This is a genomic window from Colwellia sp. 75C3 (assembly GCF_002836255.1).
Classification (GTDB): domain Bacteria; phylum Pseudomonadota; class Gammaproteobacteria; order Enterobacterales; family Alteromonadaceae; genus Colwellia.
Genome location: NZ_PJAU01000031.1, coordinates 272836 through 294735, shown reverse-complemented (window position 1 = coordinate 294735; position 21900 = coordinate 272836). Strand labels below are relative to the sequence as shown.

Here is a 21900-nt window from a genome sequence, read left to right as displayed (position 1 = left end):
GCTTGACTTTAAAGCTAGCAAGACTATAGTAAAGTCAAACTTACTTTACATTTAATCAAAGAGATTTTACTTATGTCTAAACAAGAACATGATAAAAATAACTATCAAATAAAAAATAGTGCCAATACGGTGAAATTAAGAAACTGGACCATTGCTTGGGTAGTCACCATGGCTATAGCCGCTTTTGCACCAAAATTCATTTGGGATTTCAATACAAGTTTAACTATTATTGCGTTAGTTGTTAATTTAGGTATTGGTTTTCGCATGTTAATTGCCAACCGAGCGTATTTGCGTGGTCTAGATGAAATGCAGCAAAAAATACTGCTTGAAGCAATGGCTTTAGCACTAGGGATCGGCTTAGTAGTTGGTTTAAGCTATGAGTTACTAGAAGATATAAAGTTGATAACTTTTCAACCAGAAATTGCTCATTTGGTTATCTTAATGGGTATCACTTATCTGATAGCAGTCATCTCTGGCCATAGGAAATACCAATGAAAAATCGCTTGAAAGTATTACGTGCTGAACGTGACTGGACACAAGCACAACTTGCTAGCGCTCTTGAAGTATCAAGACAGACTATTAATGCCATTGAAAAAGGTAAGTTTGATCCAAGCTTACCTTTGGCATTTAAAGCAGCAAGGTTATTTAACTTATCCATTGAAGATATTTTTCATGATGAAGTTGAAACAGTCTAAAGTGTAGATGCTAAATACTTGTCGCGTTAATCATTGTTAACGCGACTCCTCCCCCTATATTAATTCCTGTATTTATTATTACTGTTAGTTCAGCTGGCTTGATAAACGTCACGAAAGTCCCCATCTATAGCACAATAAATATTAATCATTATCTTATTAACTGTCCTATTATGCGTCTACTCAAATCAACAATTAATGCTGATATCAGCATTCTTTCAGCCAAAAGTTTTACTCGAAAAGCCACTAGAGCGATAGTGCTTAACGGTGAAAATATCTTGCTTCTTTATACCAAGCGTTATCACGACTATAGTTTACCCGGTGGTGGCATTGATGAAGGCGAAAGCAATATCGATGGATTAATTAGAGAGCTAAAAGAAGAAACCGGCGCTCATAATGTAAAAAACATTGAAGAATTTGGTCTTTATGAAGAGTATCGACCATGGCATAAAAGTGGTTTTGATATTATGCATATGCAATCTTATTGCTACACCTGCACAATTGATGATGAATTACTTGAGCCGGAACTTGAAGCCCATGAATTGAATAATGGCATGCACCCTGTTTGGATGAATATACATCAGGCCATTGCTCACAATGAAGAAACCATAGCTAAAAGTGACAAAAAAGGCCTTTCGATAGAGCGAGAGACCTTTTTACTCAAACTTATTGTCAGTGAATTACTGACCGAATCTCTGCAGTGTTAATTTCCGCCAAATAAAACATCTTGTGGCTCATCGACCCATAAAGGATGTTTTGCCATTACTTTAGTAAAGACGGGGCTCTGCAAATAACCATTTAACCATTGCCTTACCATTGGATAAGGTGATTGTAAGTACCACTGCCGCTCTATTCGTGCAAATTGTCGAATAAAGGGAATTAACGCAATATCGGCTAGACTTTCTTTATTCGACATTAGAAAGCTGTGTGCTGTTAAACGTTGTTCTAATTGTTGAATATATAACTGACAAACTTCACGGCACTCAACAACATTATCTTCTTGATAACGTTTGGCACATTTATAGGCTTCTAAACACGTTTTAAAATCACTGTCGAATTCATTAATGAGCATAAGCATGTCTGATAATGCGCTCTCGTTTTGACAATCTAGCAGATCATTAGGGTCCGTTTCTTGTAAAGCCCACAACATAACCTCTAAACTTTCTTCGATTACCGTACCATTGGCTAGCACTATTACCGGTACTGTCCCTTTCGGTGAAACGGCTATCATTTCTGCGGGTTTATTACTTAATACCAGATCGCGAAGTAATACTGTCTGTTTAGCTTTAAAAATAGCAAGTCGGGCACGCATGGCATAAGGGCAATTTCTTAACGAATAAAGAATGGGTAACGTACTCGTACCATTCGTTTTTTTATTACTTTTTTCATGAAAAGTGTCATTCATTGATAGGGTATTCCACTGCTGTAATGCTTTATGATAGTAAGTATCACAATAAATAAGCGACTTAAACGGTATTCATTGGCTCATTATACGAGTAAAATCCCCCCTTTAAAATTTAACCGCCGTTTAATTGGCTAAAGTTGTATAAATGAGTCCTAAAATTGAATTATTAGCCCCCGGTGGTGATATCGACGCGATAAAAGCAGCAATTATTGCTGGCGCAGATGCGGTGTACTGCGGTTTAGATACTTTTAATGCACGAAATCGTGCTGCTAATATTTCTTTTGATGAACTCGTCGGTATTATTCGACTAGCACATGAGTATGAATGCCAAATATTCTTAACGCTAAACATCATTATTCTAGAACGCGAATTTAAAACGCTGGCTAAATTATTAAGTAAATTAGCCAACACCACACTTGATGGTGTCATAGTGCAAGATTTGGGCATGCTCTATATCCTTAAGAAGCACTTCCCTACCCTTGATATTCATGCGTCGACACAATTAACAACCCATAACATTGGCCAAATTCCCTTTTTGAAAAAGCTCGGTGCCTCGCGTGTTAACTTATCGCGTGAATTAGATTTAAAAGAAATCACCGCGATTACTGCCGTATCACAGGAAGAAAACGTGCTTACCGAAGTATTTGTGCACGGTTCGTTATGTGTCGCCTTTTCTGGTTTATGTTATTCAACCTCAGCCAGTGTCGGTAATTCAGGTAATAGAGGTCGTTGCAGCCAAGCGTGTCGCGAAGAATATAAACCTACCGAATCAGGTAATAAATTCCCATTAAATATTAAAGACAACTCGGCATTTTTTGATTTACCTGCCCTCATAGAGGCTGGCGTTCACTCATTTAAAGTTGAAGGTCGTATCAAAGGTGCAAGTTATGTTCACACAGTTATTGATAGCTTCCGTAAACAAATAGATGGATTTGTAGAAACCGGTGAATTACTTGAAGATGGCGAACGCTTGTACAAGGTTTTCAACCGCGATTTTTCTAATGCTTTTTTACGTGGCGATTTAAACCAATCAATGTTTATTGAAAACCCACGTGATAATTCTAAATATCACGCTATTGATAAAAGTAATGCTATTTCTGTGGTCCAAATTCAAGACGTTGAACAAAGCTTAAATGACGAAAAAGAAGAAATTCACGCAGATGTATTTGATAAAATAAAACACCTAAGTATTGATAAACGTGATCTCTCGTTAGTATTCTCAGGTGAAGTCGGCGAGCCATTAACCGTTACTATCAAAATTAACGAAACAGATAATCAAAAAATAAGCCAAGGCTTTTCCAATAAAGCGCCGCAAGAGCAAATACATGTTATGCATTCTGAACGTGCACTTATCGCTAGTGAAAAAAACTGCATTGATCATAGTGCTATAGAAAAGCGTTTTAAAAGCTTCAATAACGCAGAATTTAACTTAAGCGAGCTATCTACTGACGATATGCCAGAAAGTGTCACCATTGCTTTTAAAGAGCTTACTACGCTTAAAAATAAAATAGCCGCACTACTCAATGACGGTAAAACTGTATTAGCAGAAGTAGAATTACCTAAATTAATACGTCACGATAAAAAAGACGATACGGCAAAATTATCGCTATTAATATGTGATGAAAGCGATATTAACCTTGGTGATGTAACCGATGCCGATATTTACTTTAAGTTACCTGATGCTTATAAGCGTGGCTGCACTAAATACGTTAGCTTTTTCAAAGAAAACCCACGCCTTATTCCATGGTTCCCTTCGGTACTAATTGGTAAAGACTATGATGTTGCAGTAAATATTTTAGAACAAGTAAAACCTAAATTAATCGTCACCAATAATACCGGTATAGCCAATAGAGCATTTGAATTAGGCATAGAGTGGATTGCAGGGCCGTTCTTAAATACGACTAACTCTTATGCGTTATTAGCGATGAAAGAATCCTTTAACTGTAGCGGTGCGTTTATTTCAAATGAAATAAACCGTCAACAAATGAAAACTATCGCCCGTCCTGAAAACTTTAAGATGCTTTACAGCGTTTACCACCCTATTTTATTAATGACTAGCAGGCAGTGTTTCTTCCAACAAAGTGTTGGTTGTGAAAAGCCGCGCATTGATAATGGCTGTATGCTGTCATGCGATAAGTCGACCAGTATCACTAATCTTAAAGGGATTTCTTTTGCTATTGATAAGCAAAAAGCAGGTTACCCAAGTATTTATAATAAAGATCAGTTTTTAAATACCGAAATCATAAAAGACTTAACGCAGTTATTTGATGGCTTTATGATTGATTTAACAAACATAGGTGCTGGTGATAAAGAATCGCCTGATAAAGCTCTTCTCATTAAGCAATTTGAACAGTTGCTTAACAATGAAAATAGCGCATCAGTTGGCTACTCAAACGAACTATCGAGCGAGCAATCAGACGCACAAGATAAACTTAACTCACTAGTGCCAGACTCAACCAATGTGCAATACCATAACGGTCTGTAAAGTCGAAAAACATTAAAAATTAGCTTCCTTGGTTATTTAGCTTATGCTTCATTTAGTGAAGTATAAGCTATTATAAAGCAGTGCTTTGGGGGAACCTGAGCTAAAATACTCGTTGTTACATTTGTTTATAGATGTTTGTTCATAAACAGTTACCTTTTCATCTGTTTCTGCATTGCAAAGCATAGGACGATATAAAAAACCTATAAAGTGACGTTTCAGCCTTAGTCAGTGGTATTTCTTTTATTAGTCTCGTTTAAATTCAACATAACTAACATTATCAAGGGATGTAGTAATTAACTTAATTGCTTCATCAATAGCTACTGGCTTACTAAAGTAATAACCTTGACCAATGTGACATCCATGCCGCTTTAACCACGCTAATTGCTCTTTGGTTTCAATACCTTCAGCGGTTACTGTTTTACCAATATTGATGAGTAAATCAATTAAGGATGCCAGTAATTTCTGACTGGTTTCATCCTGCAATAATTCACTTACAAAACTCCTATCAATTTTAATATTATCAGCTGGCAAGCGCCTTAAATAATTCAGCGAAGAATAACCGACACCAAAGTCATCCATTGAAACTTTTATGCCAATATATTGTAGTTCTTTAATTCGAATAATGGCCTCATCAATATTACTAATTAAAGTATCTTCGACTATTTCTATGTATATATTTTGTGGGCTAACTTTATAAGTATTTAAGAAGCGTGCAATTTTTTCTACTACTCTAGATGACATAAAAGTATCTGCACTTAAGTTAATAGCAAAAACTAATGGCCTTGCACTTAATTCACATAATTGCTGACAGCGCTTAATCCCCTCCTCCAAAACCCACTCTTCGAGTACTGGCATATATTCAGTATCTTTTAATATCGGTAAAAAACTATCAGGCATCAGCAAACCTCGCTCATCGTGATGCCAACGAATTAAACACTCAAAACCAAATAAATTATTGTCTTTAATGGAATAAAAAGGTTGAAAATGAAGTTGCAGTTCTTTTTTAATGAGTGCTTTAGGAAAGTCATTCAACAGATTAAACTGATTTAAAATAATGCTTTCCATCTCAGTTTTAAAAAATGAAAAACGTTGAATTTTAGAACCTTTAGCTGTGTACATGGCGATATCAGCTTTTTTAATAATATCTGTAATTGAATCTTTAGGGTTGTTAACCGTCGTAATACCTATGCTCAATTGTATATTGATCATTTTATTGTCGATATTAGCTGGCTCTTCAAAGCTCTTTAATATCAATTTTACTATTTTCAAGATGTTTTCTTGGCTATTAAGGTTATCTAATAATACGGTAAATTCATCACCACCAAGCCGTGCAACAAGGTCGCTTTTTCTAATACTATTTTGCAAACGCTGTGCCACAGTTGTTAATACTTTGTCGCCAACATCGTGACCTAAGGTGTCATTAATATGCTTAAATCGATCTAAATCAATAAAAAATATAGCAATGAAAGAGCCATCCTTTTTCAGCTTACTCACTTTTTGTTGTAGCGCTGCTAAAAAATTATCTCGGTTGGCAATTCCCGTTGTACTATCAAACATTGCTATTTTTTTTAACTCATTTTCTCGGTCATTTACCACATTATTTAACTGATTTAATCGCACAGCCAAGTCATTAGAGCACTCTTCTAAAACATCAATTTCATCCCAAAAAATGTTGTCATGTTCCCCTGATGAAAATGCCTTAATATGCTTACTTTTCGCTAGAGTCGGTAAGTACTCTTCTAACTTTTTAATTCGAGCAATAGGCTTCCATAAAACAATTAAAATAACAAAGAACATGATAAAAATGGTGATAATAGAAAACAAAATAAATGTTTGATTGAACCTTTTGTCCAAAGACAGTGTTTGGCTAACATCATTAAAAATAACAAAAAAACTTCTACCATTCTTAACAAAAGGTATCGGAAAAAGACTAATAAAATAGTGTGCACTTTCAAGTTCACTAATCACTCCTTTTTTTAAGAGATCTCCTACTGACATTTCCTTATTGACCATCTTCAATATCTGATAGTAATACTTATTTGCTTCTATTTTTAACATTTGGAACTGAGTATCAAGCCAAAACAATTGATTCAGCTCATCTCTTGGTTGGTCTTCTATATCAACGGGAGTAATCATGACTGCTTTTAAATTTAAAAGCTGTTGGAACTGAGTAATAGGATTAAGTAAGCTGGTACTAATAATTAAAGTAGCATCACCTGTATTAAATTCTAAAGGAATAAGAATATTGAGCAAACAGCTATTATTACAGGCGATATAGTGCTCAGGAAGGCCTGACTGGCTACTTGATTGTATATATTGCTTAACATCACTAAGTTCGACCTGCCCATATTCAAAAGCTCTTAGATTACTTTGGTAATAAAGAGCAGCCCCCGTTGATCCCCAATCTATAGAAAGGTTAGGCCATTCTTGTTTAAAATAATCAACTAAAACTTGTTCTGAATTATCTTGCACACTAACAAGTTTATAAATGGCATCCTCAATTGTTTGTACATGAAGGTCAATGGCATTTTTCAGGTATACCTCTGACACCTGTCTGAAGTTAATTTTTTCCTGAATGAGTCGTTCATCAAGCTCTTGCTTTGCCAAGTAAGCATATGACAGTATAACTATCGATTGGAATAAAAATAAAATAAATAATACCTTCCATATTAAACTTATATTCTTATGTGCAAGCTGCTTGTGCTTCATAATCTCCCCTAAAAACTATAAGAAACTTGTAAAGACCACAACTGCCAATATTTTTCATCGTTATCGCTGTGATCTAATTTAATCGTAGGTGAAATGGCCGCTGTACCTTCAAAAAAATGGCCTTCAAAATTAATTTGCCATCTAGATGATAATTTCCACTTTACCCCAGTGCTAAAGTCAAAGCTGTAACGACTAAAATCAGGCATACCTGTGTCTTGCTGGTATTGAGAGCCGTCCTTGTCATCAATATCGGTAAAGTACTTACCATAACGTAACATTAAGGTTAAATCCTCATTAAGGAAATAGCGCCACTGCGCGTAAAAACCAACATTAACTAAACTGTCTGTTGTTATTTCGGGAAAGACTGGTTGTTGAATAAACGATGGTAAATAAGGTATAAATAATTCAAAACCTTTAATTTCTGTATCTTGATAAATAAACTCAAAGGTTAGATCCCACAGCGCTGAAAAATATTGATGAGAAAAAATATAGCGATCAAATTTTATATCCCCTGCTTCCATTGCGATAGGATCATTAATGTCAAAAAGAGGTTTTGCAAAAGCTTGGGGGTTTTCATAACCCAATGAAACAGACCAATTACCAGCAACAGACTCCCAAGTGGAATGTATCTGGGTATTATTTTTTGTACTTATCTCACCGCCAAGCTCTTTGCCTAGAATACTTTCACTTAAATCACTTGATACTGGATAACGTCCATAAGCCAATGTCCAATTAAGTCGACCAAGATCAAATACCTGGTTTCCATACAGAGAAAGTCCATCATAAGATGTTGTCGTATCGCGTAAGGTGTCTTGATAGACCGACTGAGGTAAGAATATTGAGGGTCTCGCACTGGGAATATCTCGAGTAGAATTAAAAACACCAAGATCACTTTTTATTCGTCCCAAACGAAAACCAATATTGTAATTTTGTTGGTTAATAAATTGATAGTCCGCCATCAAAAAATCTATTCTAGAACTTTCTATTTTTCCCCAGTTTCGATATAAGGCCTGACCCGAGAGCCTTATTTGGTCGTTAAAAAGATAGTTTGCTTGCAAAGCTAATGTAGTCATATTAAATGAGGTATTATCTTCTGCATCAAAGAATTGATTATCTGAAGTATAAGAAATACCTTGGGAGACAAAGCCGGCAAAAGACAAATCATTTTTCCCGTTTGCAAAAGCCAAGCAAGGTAGTATTGAGAGTATTATCCACTTATTATTCATCAAAAAACGCAACATAGCGGACACCTTTCATTATTATTTTATTTTCAATATAACCAATTGCCCCTGGGGTATTAGCTACAGCTTTTGCTATATCGTTCTCGGTAAAAACTTCAATAGGTTTTGCCGCAAAACCACTAAAAAACAGTTTTTGCCAACGACGATTAAATTGGTAAGGGTAAAGACCAAGAGTCTGTTTAACGAATAATTGATGGGTTTTATGTTTTGAAGGTAACTTATAAAGCTTAATTAAGTGGCCATTAGGCCAATGAGATTGCTGCCCTAGGTAAATTGATTTAATTTGCTGGTAAGATATTTTTGATAAATTAACAGATTCATTGACTATTATTTCAATTGCATAACTTTGCTTAATAAGAGAAATGTAGACTAAAAGAGCAATTAATTGTAGGATATAATGTTTTAGATTCATATTTCACCCCATACCCTTTTCAAGTAAAACCATATCTAGTATTGTCGCTAATTCGTATAATTCAAGATAAACAACAAAAAAAGTAATCAAGCCTGCCGATCCTCCTTACTATTTCAATTATAAAAAATCACCGGGCAATAAAAAAGGGTAATAAAAAAGGGTAATAACATTACTGCTATTACCCTTTTTATTGATTTTTGATAGTTTAGTTAGTGATTCTCTGAAACCATATTTACAGTGTACTTAGGGATATCTACAACTAAGTCTTCATCACCAACAATAGATTGGCAACTAAGACGTGATTCAGGCTCTAGTCCCCAAGCTTTATCAAGCATGTCTTCTTCAAGTTCATCACCTTCTTCGATAGAGTCAAAACCTTCACGAATAATAACGTGACAGGTAGTACACGCACATACTTTTTCACAAGCATGTTCAATACCGATGTCATTTCTTAAAGCAACGTTTAATACGCTCTCGCCTTTTTCGGCTTCAACTACTGCGCCATCAGGGCATAGCTCTGCATTGGGTAAAAATATAATTTTTGGCATTTTAATTATTCTCTGCTTGCAAGGCTTTCGCCTAACTTAAATATTATTTGAGTGCGCTTTAAACATTGTTTAAAGCATATTCTAACGAAACGCTAAATTTTATCAACAGCCTGACCCGCAAGTGCTTGGCTAATTGAACTGTCCATACGTCGTTCTGCAAATACATCTGTACCTGCGCTTAACTTATCAAGTCCATTCTCTATCGCTTTTATATCCAAACCCATGCTTACTTTAGCAAGTGACTTTATCAAACTTTCTATCACTGCTACTTCGTCACTATTAAGTAAATGGCTATCAGCAACTAAAGCCGCTTGAACTGACTCTATAACGCGTGAAGCTTCAACTTGTTGCTCTTTCAACATACGGGCTTGCATATCTTCGGCAGCATTACTCATTGAGTCTTTGATCATCTGACTAATTTGATTGTCATCAAGACCAAATGAAGGTTTAACTTCAATACTCGATTCAACACCTGAAGACTTTTCCATCGCTGAGACAGAGAGTAAACCATCGGCATCAACCTTAAAGGTTACTCTAATATGTGCTGCACCAGCTGTCATTGCCGGAATACCACGTAATTCGAAACGGGCTAACGAACGACAACCTTCAACTAATTCACGCTCACCTTGTAATACATGAACAGCCATTGCCGTTTGACCATCTTTAAAAGTGGTAAACTCTTGTGCTTTAGCAACCGGTATTGTGGTGTTTCGTGGAATGACTTTCTCTACTAAACCGCCCATGGTTTCTAAACCAAGCGATAACGGAGTCACATCAAGTAATAACATATCACTATCAGGTTTATTACCCACTAAAATATCCGCTTGAATAGCAGCGCCAATAGCGACCACTTTATCAGGATCAATTGACGTTAACGGTGTTTTCTGAAAATGTTTTTCAACTTCGCTACGTACCAATGGCACGCGCGTTGAACCACCAACCATCACAACTTCGATGACTTCATCAATAGTAATATCAGCATCTTTAAGTGTGCGACGACAAGCACGTAATGTTTTATTAACTAATGAGCCAATAAGTTCATTCAATTGTGCTTTGGTTAAACTTGTTTTGAAGTCACTATTGTCATCAAGAGAAATAGTAATATCAACTTGTTCATTAGTTGTTAGCTGTTCTTTAGCAAAACAAGCTTGCTGCATCAATTGACGTTCTAACGAAGGTGATAAAGGTCTTATTAATCCCGCTTGTTCAACAAGATAATCAACCAATACAACATCAAAGTCATCACCACCAAGTGCAGAATCACCACCCGTAGCTAATACTTCAAAAACACCTTTATTTAAACGTAAAATAGAGATATCAAAGGTACCACCGCCTAAGTCGTAGACAGCAATAACACCTTCTTGTCCTGAATCTAACCCGTAAGCTACCGCGGCCGCTGTCGGTTCATTTAACAGACGTAGTACGCTAACACCCGCTAATTTCGCTGCATCTTTTGTACTTTGTCTTTGAGCATCATCAAAGTGAGCTGGCACGGTAATTACAACACCTGTGAGCTCTCCACCTAAAGCAGCTTGTGCTCGAAGCTTTAACGTTTTTAATATTTCTGCTGAGACTTGAACTGGGTTAACAGCGCCTTGCCTTGTTTTGATTTCAGGATGATTTTCATCACCACAAAACTCATAAGGTAAAGAAGGATATTTACCTTGAATGTCTTTCAATGAACGACCTATCAAACGTTTAGCAGACGTAATGGTATTTTGAGCATCTTCAATGCTAAGTGCCTGCGCTGTTTGACCAACTAAAATATTGTCTGCTTGATAGCTAACAATAGATGGCAATATATCACGGCCTTCATCATCGCTTAAGGTACTTGCGTTACCGCTTTGTACACTAGCTATTAAGGAATTAGTGGTACCAAGATCAATGCCTGCAGCTAATCTGTGTTCATGAGGAACGGTACTTTGACCGGGTTCTGCAATTTGTAATAAAGCCATGATGTTATTTCAATGATTTAGTTTAAGGTTAAATTCAAGTTTAGTTTTTTTTTCTTAGTTTAATCAAAAGTGTTTAACGTTGAAGTGTTTGCTAGTCACACTAGTCATCCAATAAACTGTCTTCAAGACGGTCCACTTCAACATTTAACTTTTGATAAAACTTTAATTTACGTAAATTATCGCACGCTGCACTATTTGATGCTGCATTATTTTCACTGAGCTGCGTTCTCATTATTTGAGAAAGCGCTAAGTATTCTGTCGACAAAACACTTTGTACTTCCAGTAATGCTGCATCAACGTCACCAGAGTGTCTAACGTCTTCAAGCATTTCTCGCAATTCCATTTGACGCATTAAAAAACTGGTATCTTGGAAAGAATGCTGTTCGTTCGGCATTTCTACACCACGTTGCACAAGAATATATTGGGCACGTTGTAATGGATTTTTCAGTGTTTGATAAGCGTCGTTAATATGCGCAGATTTTTGTACAGCAATTCGCTGCTCTTGCTCAGATGCATGGGCAAACTTGTCAGGATGCACAGTCTTTTGCAAGGTTTGATAATTTGATGAAAGTTGTTGTAAATCGACATCAAAGGAAACTTCAATGTTGAATAATTGAAAGTAATTCACTGCTTATACCTAGAGGAAATGGTCTAAAAGCTTTCTATAGTAAGCTAAAATTTAATAATGTTTAAAACTCGAAGGAACTCGGTTCAAGTACAAGGCGAAAGCGCGGAGTTGACGTTAGTCAATGAGCACTTTCAACGCCGTAATTGAATCAAGTTGCAAAGAGTTTACACATTATACGTTGAACGACTCACCACACCCACACTCACCTTTGGCGTTGGGATTGGTGAATTTAAAGCCTTCGTTCAAACCTTCTTTAGTAAAGTCGAGTTCAATACCATCAAGGTAAACTAAGCTTTTTTCGTCGATGATGATATTAACATCTTTAATGTTAAACAATTGATCATCTTCATTTAAATCATCAACAAATTCGAGCACATAGGCTAAACCTGAACAACCGGTGGTTTTAATACCTAAACGAAGTCCAAGTCCTTTGCCACGGTTTTTCATGAACGATTGAACGCGTTCAGCTGCAGCAGGAGTCATGGTAACAGCCATTGCTATCTCCGTTATTTACTTTGCTTGGATTTATAATCTTCAATCGCTGCTTTAATAGCATCTTCTGCTAAAATAGAGCAATGAATTTTTACTGGTGGTAACGCTAATTCTTCAGCAATAGCAGTATTTTTAATTTTACCGGCTTCTTCAATTGATTTACCTTTAACCCACTCAGTAACTAATGAGCTTGAAGCAATCGCAGAACCACAACCGTAAGTTTTGAATTTTGCATCTTCAATGATGCCGTCATCAGAAATTTTAAGTTGTAACTTCATTACGTCGCCACACGCTGGTGCGCCAACCATACCAGTTGCTACTGATGGATCGTTTTTATCCATTGAACCTACGTTACGTGGGTTTTCATAATGATCTAGTACTTTTTCGCTGTAAGCCATGTGACTCTCCTAGCATGTGCTAAATAATTCCTAGGAACTATTTAACACCAAATGTTATTTAAAATAATGAATTGTTTACTAAGTTATATTATAGGTATTAGCCTAGAAATAACTTAGTGAGCAGCCCATTCAATTGAATCTAAATCGATACCATCTTTGAACATTTCCCAAAGCGGTGACATGTCACGTAAATGACCAATTGCACCTTTAATAAGGTCAATTGCATAATCAATTTCTTCTGTCGTAGTAAAACGACCAAAGCTAAAACGAATTGAGCTATGTGCCATTTCATCATTTAGACCTAAAGCGCGAAGTACATAAGACGGCTCTAAACTTGCTGATGTACATGCACTACCAGACGATACAGCTAAATCTTTCAATGCCATGATGAGTGACTCACCTTCAACAAAGTTGAAACTAACATTTAAATTACCAGGGTAGCGTTTATCAGCATCACCGTTAATAAATACTTGTTCCATGCTATTTACGCCAGCCCATAAACGATCACGCATTGCAGTAACGTGTGCTTGGTCTTGTGCCATTTCGTCTTTAGCTAGTCGACAAGCTTCACCCATACCGACTATTTGATGTGTCGCTAAAGTGCCAGAACGCATACCACGCTCATGTCCGCCACCGTGTGTTTGTGCTTCTAAACGAATACGCGGCTTACGGCTTACATATAATGCGCCAATGCCTTTTGGTCCATACATTTTATGTGCTGAAATTGACATTAAATCAACTTTCAATGCTTGCATGTCGATGTTAATTTTACCGGCACTTTGTGCAGCATCAACATGGAAGATAATTTTACGTGCACGACACATTTCGCCAATTTCGCTGATGTCTTGAATAACACCAATTTCATTGTTTACATGCATGATACTCACTAAAATAGTGTCATCACGCATAGCGTCATTCAGTTTATTTAAATCAATTAAACCATTTTCTTCTGGATCAAGGTACGTTACTTCAAAACCTTGACGTTCTAATTCACGACAGGTATCTAAAACTGCTTTATGTTCAGTTTTACAAGTAATGATGTGCTTACCTTTCTTATTATAGAAATTAGCAGCACCTTTAATAGCAAGGTTGTTTGATTCAGTAGCACCAGACGTGAAAACAATTTCACGTGGGTCAGCATTAATTAACTCAGCAATTTGATTACGAGCGATATCAACCGCTTCTTCAGCTTGCCAGCCAAATTTATGTGAACGAGATGCAGGGTTACCAAAATGACCATCGTTGGTCATATACTGCATCATTTTTTCTGCTACACGTTTGTCTACTGGTGTAGTAGCTGAGTAATCAAAATATATAGGAAGCTTCATTCGCTAACACTCTCCGATGGTAAATCTTTAATACGACTCGACTAGTTATTACCAGTCGTTCATTACATTTTTAGTGGTTATTAATGTTTCTAAGGCTATGCTTTTGTGAGCATTGATATGTAATTCATCTTGGCGCTTAGAAACTTCTTGCACATCACCCTTCGCGACTAATTCGGATAAGGTAATGTTTTTCAAAAATTCTTCAATTCGTTGGCTTAAGCCTTCCCATAAGGAATGCGTTAAACATTGTTCTCCACCCTGACAATTTCCTTTACCCGAGCATTTAGTTGCATCAACACTTTCATTCACCGCATAAATAACATCTGCAACGGCAATTTGTGCTGAGCATCTGCCCAAGCGATAACCGCCACCAGGACCGCGAACACTCGTCACTAGACCTTCTTTACGTAAACGAGAAAAAAGCTGCTCTAAATACGACAAAGAGATGCCTTGGCGTTCTGAAATATCAGCTAGAGATACAGGTCCAGAGACCGCATGAATAGTAACATCTAACATAGCAGTAACTGCGTAACGACCTTTAGAGGTAAGTTTCATAATCTGTTCTCAAAACACTCTGTTGGTGTACTCAAAATATCAATTTAGTAGGATGACTAAATCAAAACCATTTGACAAAAAAGCATGAAAAAAATGGCTTATATTGCAAATGCTGCGCAATTTTACATAACCCTACAAATTAGTCAAGTAAATACCCTAGCAGTTTACTCGGGTATTATACACCAAGAGAAGTTTTGCGAAAAGTAATAGTTGAGTGTTTTACTCAACTATTATTTTTAATGACGAGATAGACTACAGATAGCGTACTAAAAAGGGAATAACGAGGTTAAATTTCAGGATCAAAGCTGGCCACTTTATTTTCACGTCGTTCCGCAGCGGCCTTTTCATCTTCGACAAACTCACCCACTCTTAACTCAGGTAGGTTTTTATCACAGATATTACCACCTAAAGTATTTATTTCTTTGCAGAGCGCACTGACCCGATCATCCATTAGATGCACATGATCGAGTAAGCGACCAATCGCCTTAGCGACAGGATCCGGGTTGTCGTGAGAAACGGCATAAGCATCAAAGCCATATTTTTTAGCCGCTTCTTCTCGCTGTTGACCTTCATCTTTACTGTGCTTATCCGGAACAATGCGTCCTGGAATACCTACTGCGGTAGCATTTGCAGGTAAATCTTTAACAACAACAGAGTTAGAGCCAACTTTACCGCCCTTACCTATCGTTATTGGTCCAAGCACTTGTGCGCCAGCACCGATAACAACATTATCTTCTAGAGTCGGATGACGTTTACCCGCTTTCCAACTTGTTCCACCTAAGGTTACACCGTGATAAAGCGTTACGTCATTGCCTACTTCAGCAGTTTCACCGATGACAATGCCCATACCATGGTCAATAAAAACGCGACGGCCTAATTTTGCACCGGGATGGATCTCAATGCCCGTTAACCAGCGAGAGAAGGTTGATATTACCCGCGCTAAAAGTTTCCAATTAGCGCACCATAATCTATGACTTAATCGGTGAATCCAAATTGCATGTAAGCCCGGGTAATTGAGAATAACTTCAAAACTGGTACGAGCGGCTGGATCTCTATCAAAGACACTATTGATATCTTCTTTGATACGGCTAAACATAAACTATTCCTTCTCTTTCTTTTAAGTGGCTGTTACGACTTCTCTTTACTAGACCTTTCCATCGAGGCAAAAATCCCACGCATCATCTTAATTTCTTTAACATCAGGTCTGGCACGATTAAATAAACGTCTTAGTTTAGTCATCACTAAACCAGGGTGGTTTTCGACAATAAAACCGGTCGCTTTAAGTGATTTTTCAAAGTGCTCATAAAAACGTTCCGATTCTTCTATAACAGGATAGAGTTCATCATCTTCATTTTTAGGTTTGGCAATTGAATTACCATTCCCTGTACTACGCTCTTGATAATTTTGATCATGCGCTAATAAATAACTAGTACGGACTTCATAACTTAATGTTTGTACAGCCATCGCTAAATTTAACGAACTGTAATCTGGATTTGCCGGTATCTGCACATGAAAATGACAAAGTTGTAATTCTTCATTCGTTAAGCCGCTATTTTCGCGGCCAAAGACTAATGCGACAGGATACTCTTGTGCTTCAGCAATCATTTTTTCACCACAACCTCTAGGCTCTAACATAGGCCAAGGTAATGTACGTGAACGGGCACTTGTACCAACAACTAAACCACAATCTTCAATTGCTTCGGCGAGAGTACTAACCACTTTAGCATTAGCTAAAACGTCGGTTGCACCTGCAGCCATCGCTTGAGCTTGACCATTAGGCATTTCAATAGGGTCGACTAATATAAGCTGACTTAATCCCATTGTTTTCATTGCGCGTGCTGCACTACCGATATTTCGACAGTCGGAAGTATTAACTAAAACAATTTTAACGCGGTCTAATAGTGAACCTGTAGTACTTTGCTGAGAATCTGACATTGTTTACTCTTCTTGTTTGCTTATTCGTGCTTATTAACAGCGAGAACAATTTATTGCCCGCTCGTTATTAACAGCCCATCTAGATGGCCAATATTCTAACATAGAAGAGTACTGCTGTAGCTAACAAAAAGCACGCATATTAGCGCTATTTATCTATGGCAATTTGATATTTAATAGTTTTTTTCACTCTAAAGAAACGTAATTAAACAAATAGTTCAATTATTAAACGTTACTTTAATAATTCTGTCGCTAAGTGCGTTTATATTTGCTATAATTTGCGCGCTCAATTTTCCAAGACAATGTTTGCTTGGAAATGAATCGTTCTTTTAAAAATTATTTACAAATAGGTACTCTATTATGCATCCCATGCTAAATATTGCCGTGCGCGCAGCGCGTACAGCAGGTAAAGTTATCGTTCGCTCTATGGAGCAACTTGATAAAGTTGAAATTGAATCAAAAGGCACTAACGATTTCGTCACCAGTGTTGATATTAGCTCTGAAGAAGCCATTATTGAGACTATTCGTAAATCATACCCAGATCACACCATTATTGGTGAAGAGTCTGGTGTTTTAAAAGGCAGTGATGACGATTATCAATGGATTATCGATCCGTTAGATGGCACAACCAACTTCATCAAAGGTATTCCACACTTTGCGGTTTCAATTGCTTTAAAAGTTAAAGGCAAATTAGACCAAGCTGTTGTATTTGATCCAATTCGTGGAGAATTATTCTCAGCGAGTCGTGGTAAAGGTGCACAATTAAACGGTTTCAGAATCCGTGTTAATAAAAACAAAGAGATTTCAGGCACTATCTTAGCGACTGGATTCCCTATTAAGCACAAACAACATAGCCTTGCTTACATGGCAATGTTCTCAGCATTATTCCAAAAATCATCTGATATACGTCGTGCCGGTTCAACTGCACTTGACCTTGCTTATGTAGCAGCGGGCCGTGTTGATGGTTTCTTTGAAATTGGTACTAAACCATTTAATACTGCTGCAGGTGAATTATTAGTGATTGAAGCAGGTGGTTTAGTTACTGACTTTACTGGCGGTCATAATCATTCAAATTCAGGCAATATTGTTGCAGCAAACACACGTATATTAAAAGATGTTTTAAAAGAAATTCGCCCACATTTAGGTGATGCTCTTAGCAAGTAATTTTGCATTTATACTCCGTAACAATCAAGATGCATATCTTAGAGCACTTTGAATGAGAACGGGTATACATTAAACGCTATACTTAAAGGCGCCACGTTATCTTTTTAAATAAAGAGAACGTGGCGCCTTTTTTGCTTTAGGTTAGCTAAGTAGTCAATAGAAGAATCGATTAAGAGAGCCCATGGAAAATACTAATACTTATACGAACACAACAAAACAAGCCTTTATTGCTGGAGAGGTTGCCCTCGTTGGCTCAGGACCTGGAGATCCAGACTTACTCACATTGCAGGCCTATCGGTTTATTAAGCAAGCTGAAGTTGTCATTTATGATAGGTTAGTTAGTGCAGAAATCATGTCGCTACTACCGAGTACTTGCCAACAGATATATGTAGGAAAAAAACAAGCAGATCATAGAGTTCCGCAAGATGGCATTAATCAGTTATTGGTTGATAATGCTTTATTGGGTAAAAAAGTTGTTCGCTTAAAAGGCGGTGATCCTTTTGTTTTTGGACGCGGATCTGAAGAAGCTCAATTTTTATTGAGTCATGGCGTCGCTTGCCACATCGTTCCTGGCATGACAGCGGCATCGGCATGTACTAGTTATGCTGGCATTCCATTGACCCACCGAAAAGTAGCAAGAAGCTGCACATTTATAACCGGTCATGTGCAAGATGATGGTGCATTAGACCTTCCGTGGCAGGCATTAAATGATAAAGAACAGACCATTGTTTTTTACATGGGCATAAAAAGTTTGCCAATAATCACCGCTCAGCTCATAGAAGCGGGCCGTGATATCAATACACCGGCGGCGTTGATTCGAAAAGGTACTCACAAAGACCAACAAGTGATAAAGGGAACGTTAGCTAATTTAACCAAGTTAGTCGCTTTACATAAGATAACACCACCAAGTTTAATTGTTATTGGTGATGTGGTGGGCATATTTCCTAGTGAACAACTGACTAACTTAGGTTACTTAACACCTTAATATTTTAATTAATCCAAGGTGTTGGTTGTCAAAATTTAGTATAAAAAAAGCCTTATGAAGAATATTAGCTATTCGTCATAAGGCTTTTTAGTTACATAATTCTGAGAATGAATTAAGTACTGAATTAACTGTGCTGGTTATTTTGTAGGGCGTATTGCTCTACGAGGTTTAGGACTAGTACCATCGTATTCAGGTTTTTTACGTCTAGAAGAATCATTGCCCGGCTTTGCTTTATTTCCACTGGTATTGTTACCATTAGCATTACGACCTGAACGTTGACCATCTTTGTGCTCAACTCTGCCCTTACCTGCCGATTGAGACTTACCTGACTTTGGTGGCTTACCTTGTCTTAACGGTTTGATAGCACGGGATTCGCCTAACTCATTTGCAGGTATAAACGTCTCAATAACTTTTCGTTCGATGTGCTGCTGAATAACATGCTCAATGCCCCACAATAAATCTAACTCATCGGCACACACTAAAGACAATGCTTGTCCGGTATTACCTGCACGGGCTGTTCTACCAATACGGTGAACATAATCCTCAGGAACATTCGGTAAATCAAAGTTAACCACTTGTGGTAATAAATCAATATCAATACCACGGGCAGCAATATCAGTTGCTACTAATATCTTCACTGAGCCATCTTTAAAGGCAGCAAGGGCTTTTGTACGTGCGCCTTGGCTTTTATTACCATGAATAGCCGCCGCAGTTAGGCCTTCAGCTTCAAGGTGCTTAGTAAGCTTGTTTGCACCATGTTTGGTTTTTGTGAAAACCAATACTTGTTGCCAGTCATTTTCTTTTATTAAATGCGTTAATACAGCAGGTTTACGTTTTTTATCAACCGCAGTTAACCATTGAGTCACTTTTTCTGCGGTGCTATTTTCTGCATCAACTGAAATTTCTAATGGATTATTTACCATGCCTTTAGCTAAGGCGCGAATATCAGGTGAAAATGTTGCCGAGAAAAGTAAATTTTGACGCTCTTTTGGCAAAGCTGTCATCAATTTTTTAATATCACGAATAAAGCCCATATCTAACATACGGTCAGCTTCATCAAGAATGAATACTTCTAGTTGGCTAAACTTAACAGCTCTTTGATTGTATAAATCTAATAGACGTCCTGGCGTTGCTACTAGTACATCAACACCTTGGCGAAGACGCGCCATTTGTGGATTAATTTTAACACCACCAAATACAACGGTTGAGTGTAAGTTTAAGTACTTACCATATTCTTCAATATTTACACTTATTTGCGCAGCTAACTCACGAGTAGGCGTCAATATTAGCGCTCTTACGTTGTTAGATGAAACCTTGTTACCATTACTGCTAGAAAGGCGCTGTAATAATGGCAAAGTAAATCCTGCCGTTTTACCAGTACCCGTTTGTGCTGCAGCCATGACATCACGTCCAGAAAGAACCGCTGGGATCGCTTGTGCTTGGATAGGTGAAGGCGTGTCGTATCCCTTGTCACGCACTGCTTTTAGTAATGCTTCAGATAAACCTAAATCAGTAAAATTGGTTGGGGTATCGCTCATAAGTATCTCTTTAAAAAGTATTAGGGTCTGTTGACCTTTAATGTTCAAAATCTTGTTCGAATTAAATGCTGTTGATTAAGGCGCTAGGAATGTAGTCTAGTTATACGATGTAAACTCTTCACCGCGAATAGCAATAAGTGCTTTAACACTCTAATTAGGCACTTCTACTTCGTAATCGTATAAAAGAGTCACGACGAAATTTCTGCTCAGCCTTGAATAAAAAGCAAATAAACGGCTGCAAAATGTAGCAGCAAAGTTAAACAGCCCCTAATCAAATACTGACAGCGTTATTAAGAATGTTGGCAGCATGAAAGGGCGTGCAGCATACAGCAAGGATCATTCCAAGTCTATTATTCTGTATGATTTACACTTGTCGCGTTAAGTGTAGTGCCTTTTTATCGATAAAATAAAACGCATTAAATAAAAAAGCCGAGTAACTTTCGTTACTCGGCTTTTTAGCTAGATCTTTAACTGATGAAACTTAAGGCATCATAGCTTCTTGATCTGCACCTTCTTTTTCAATCACTTCAGGTATCAAGTCTTCTCTTGAAATACCTAAACCTAATGCCACTAAGCTAGCCACATAAATTGAAGAGTAAGTACCTACAAATACACCAAATAATAATGCGGTAGCAAAACCATGTATCAGTGCGCCACCTTGAAAGAACAAGGCTGCTAATACTAATAAGGTAGTAATTGAAGTTATAAAGGTTCGGCTTAGTGTTTGCGTCAAAGAGATATTAATGACTTCTTCTGATTCACTGTTGCGTATTTTTCTAAAATTCTCACGAATACGATCTGAAACAACAATAGTATCGTTGAGTGAATAACCAATAACCGCTAGAATCGCAGCGAGTACAGTTAAATCGAACTCTAGTTGTAAAACAGAAAACAAACCAAGTGTTAACAACACATCATGGAATAACGCTACGACAGAGCCAACAGCAAAGCGCCATTCAAATCGAAAAGCAACGTATATCAAAATACAGATAAGTGCTGTTAGCATAGCTAAACCACCCTGCTCTGCTAATTCATCACCAACGCTTGCACCAACAAACTCAATGCGGCGCATATCAACTTTTTGACCTGAGCCACTTTCTAATATGGCTAAGACTTCATTACCAAGCATTTCAGCTTTAACGTCTTCACGTAAGCCTAAACGAATAACAACATCACGACTACTACCATAAAGTTGAACTTTAGCATCATCAAAGCCATTAGTTTTCATCACGCCACGAATTTTTTCTAAATCAGCCGCTTCTTGAAAACCCACTTCAATTAAGGTACCGCCAGTAAAGTCTAAACCAAAGTTTAACTTGTTGGTTGCTAACGATATAACTGAAGCAATCATGAGTAACGCACTAAACACCATGGCTATCTTGCGATAGCTCATAAAGTTGACAGTGTCTTTTAATTGTAAAATTTGCATAAAT

At 37.3% G+C, this 21900-nt stretch carries 21 protein-coding genes; 6 read left to right on the top strand and 15 right to left on the bottom strand.

Going from position 1 to position 21900, the window contains the following annotated elements; translation table 11 throughout:
* The first annotated feature begins 72 nt into the window (after window positions 1-72).
* From CXF85_RS01410 to CXF85_RS01400, 3 genes are all read left to right on the top strand, one after another.
* A complete protein-coding gene (locus CXF85_RS01410) occupies window positions 73-495 on the top strand; it encodes a hypothetical protein (protein ID WP_101226730.1) in 423 nt (140 codons plus the stop codon).
* Entirely contained in the window at window positions 492-695 is a 204-nt protein-coding gene (locus CXF85_RS01405) for a helix-turn-helix transcriptional regulator (RefSeq protein WP_101226729.1), read from the top strand. Before CXF85_RS01410 ends, CXF85_RS01405 begins: the two co-directional genes overlap by 4 nt.
* A 170-nt stretch (window positions 696-865) precedes the next feature.
* The gene (locus CXF85_RS01400; protein WP_101226728.1) at window positions 866-1399 is read left to right on the top strand and encodes an NUDIX hydrolase; all 534 of its coding nucleotides are present in this window, start codon (window positions 866-868) and stop codon (window positions 1397-1399) included.
* On the opposite strand, the gene CXF85_RS01395 is transcribed toward CXF85_RS01400, so the two are convergent.
* On the bottom strand, window positions 1396-2097 hold the full coding sequence (locus tag CXF85_RS01395; RefSeq protein WP_101226727.1) for a glutathione S-transferase: 702 nt from the start codon (window positions 2095-2097) through the stop codon (window positions 1396-1398). The two genes, CXF85_RS01400 and CXF85_RS01395, sit on opposite strands and share 4 nt — an antisense overlap.
* 145 nt (window positions 2098-2242) lie before the next feature.
* Here CXF85_RS01395 and CXF85_RS01390 point away from each other — a divergent pair, with 145 nt between their 5' ends.
* The gene (locus CXF85_RS01390; protein ID WP_101226726.1) at window positions 2243-4582 is read left to right on the top strand and encodes a peptidase U32 family protein; all 2340 of its coding nucleotides are present in this window, start codon (window positions 2243-2245) and stop codon (window positions 4580-4582) included.
* 243 nt (window positions 4583-4825) lie between these two features.
* Here the strand turns inward: CXF85_RS01390 and CXF85_RS01385 are convergent, their stop codons facing one another.
* From CXF85_RS01385 to trmJ, 12 genes are all read right to left on the bottom strand, one after another.
* Entirely contained in the window at window positions 4826-7291 is a 2466-nt protein-coding gene (locus tag CXF85_RS01385) for a putative bifunctional diguanylate cyclase/phosphodiesterase (RefSeq protein WP_101226725.1), read from the bottom strand.
* A gap of 8 nt (window positions 7292-7299) precedes the next feature.
* Window positions 7300-8532, bottom strand: coding sequence for a hypothetical protein (locus CXF85_RS01380; RefSeq protein WP_101226724.1), 1233 nt, complete (start codon window positions 8530-8532; stop codon window positions 7300-7302).
* Window positions 8510-8944 (bottom strand): hypothetical protein, encoded by a 435-nt coding sequence (locus CXF85_RS01375; protein ID WP_101226723.1) that lies wholly within the window; start codon window positions 8942-8944, stop codon window positions 8510-8512. Before CXF85_RS01375 ends, CXF85_RS01380 begins: the two co-directional genes overlap by 23 nt.
* Window positions 8945-9153: 209 nt before the next feature.
* On the bottom strand, window positions 9154-9492 hold the full coding sequence (gene fdx / locus CXF85_RS01370) for an ISC system 2Fe-2S type ferredoxin (RefSeq protein ID WP_101226722.1): 339 nt from the start codon (window positions 9490-9492) through the stop codon (window positions 9154-9156).
* Between the two features lie 92 nt (window positions 9493-9584).
* Window positions 9585-11447, bottom strand: a complete 1863-nt coding sequence (gene hscA / locus CXF85_RS01365; RefSeq protein WP_101226721.1) for a Fe-S protein assembly chaperone HscA — start codon at window positions 11445-11447, stop codon at window positions 9585-9587.
* Between the two features lie 100 nt (window positions 11448-11547).
* Window positions 11548-12075, bottom strand: coding sequence for a co-chaperone HscB (hscB, locus tag CXF85_RS01360; protein ID WP_101226720.1), 528 nt, complete (start codon window positions 12073-12075; stop codon window positions 11548-11550).
* Between the two features lie 171 nt (window positions 12076-12246).
* Entirely contained in the window at window positions 12247-12570 is a 324-nt protein-coding gene (iscA, locus tag CXF85_RS01355; RefSeq protein ID WP_101226719.1) for an iron-sulfur cluster assembly protein IscA, read from the bottom strand.
* An 11-nt stretch (window positions 12571-12581) separates the two neighbouring features.
* Window positions 12582-12965, bottom strand: a complete 384-nt coding sequence (iscU, locus tag CXF85_RS01350; protein WP_101226718.1) for a Fe-S cluster assembly scaffold IscU — start codon at window positions 12963-12965, stop codon at window positions 12582-12584.
* Between the two features lie 113 nt (window positions 12966-13078).
* Window positions 13079-14293, bottom strand: a complete 1215-nt coding sequence (locus tag CXF85_RS01345; protein WP_101226717.1) for an IscS subfamily cysteine desulfurase — start codon at window positions 14291-14293, stop codon at window positions 13079-13081.
* 48 nt (window positions 14294-14341) lie between these two features.
* Window positions 14342-14848 carry a Fe-S cluster assembly transcriptional regulator IscR gene (gene iscR, locus CXF85_RS01340; protein ID WP_101226716.1) on the bottom strand — a complete coding sequence of 169 codons (507 nt, stop codon included), beginning with the start codon at window positions 14846-14848 and terminating at the stop codon, window positions 14342-14344.
* Between the two features lie 286 nt (window positions 14849-15134).
* Window positions 15135-15944, bottom strand: a complete 810-nt coding sequence (cysE, locus tag CXF85_RS01335; RefSeq protein ID WP_101226715.1) for a serine O-acetyltransferase — start codon at window positions 15942-15944, stop codon at window positions 15135-15137.
* Between the two features lie 32 nt (window positions 15945-15976).
* The gene (gene trmJ, locus CXF85_RS01330) at window positions 15977-16783 is read right to left on the bottom strand and encodes a tRNA (cytosine(32)/uridine(32)-2'-O)-methyltransferase TrmJ (RefSeq protein WP_101226714.1); all 807 of its coding nucleotides are present in this window, start codon (window positions 16781-16783) and stop codon (window positions 15977-15979) included.
* Between the two features lie 357 nt (window positions 16784-17140).
* Here trmJ and suhB point away from each other — a divergent pair, with 357 nt between their 5' ends.
* The gene (suhB, locus tag CXF85_RS01325; protein WP_101226713.1) at window positions 17141-17944 is read left to right on the top strand and encodes an inositol-1-monophosphatase; all 804 of its coding nucleotides are present in this window, start codon (window positions 17141-17143) and stop codon (window positions 17942-17944) included.
* 181 nt (window positions 17945-18125) lie between these two features.
* Window positions 18126-18929: a uroporphyrinogen-III C-methyltransferase gene (gene cobA, locus CXF85_RS01320; protein ID WP_101226712.1), complete on the top strand. Its 804-nt coding sequence runs from the start codon at window positions 18126-18128 to the stop codon at window positions 18927-18929.
* Window positions 18930-19066: 137 nt separating this feature from the next.
* On the opposite strand, the gene CXF85_RS01315 is transcribed toward cobA, so the two are convergent.
* Together CXF85_RS01315 and secF are read right to left on the bottom strand one after the other, a co-directional pair.
* The gene (locus CXF85_RS01315) at window positions 19067-20467 is read right to left on the bottom strand and encodes a DEAD/DEAH box helicase (protein WP_101226711.1); all 1401 of its coding nucleotides are present in this window, start codon (window positions 20465-20467) and stop codon (window positions 19067-19069) included.
* 481 nt (window positions 20468-20948) lie between these two features.
* On the bottom strand, window positions 20949-21896 hold the full coding sequence (secF, locus tag CXF85_RS01310; protein WP_101226710.1) for a protein translocase subunit SecF: 948 nt from the start codon (window positions 21894-21896) through the stop codon (window positions 20949-20951).
* Window positions 21897-21900 lie beyond the last annotated feature (4 nt).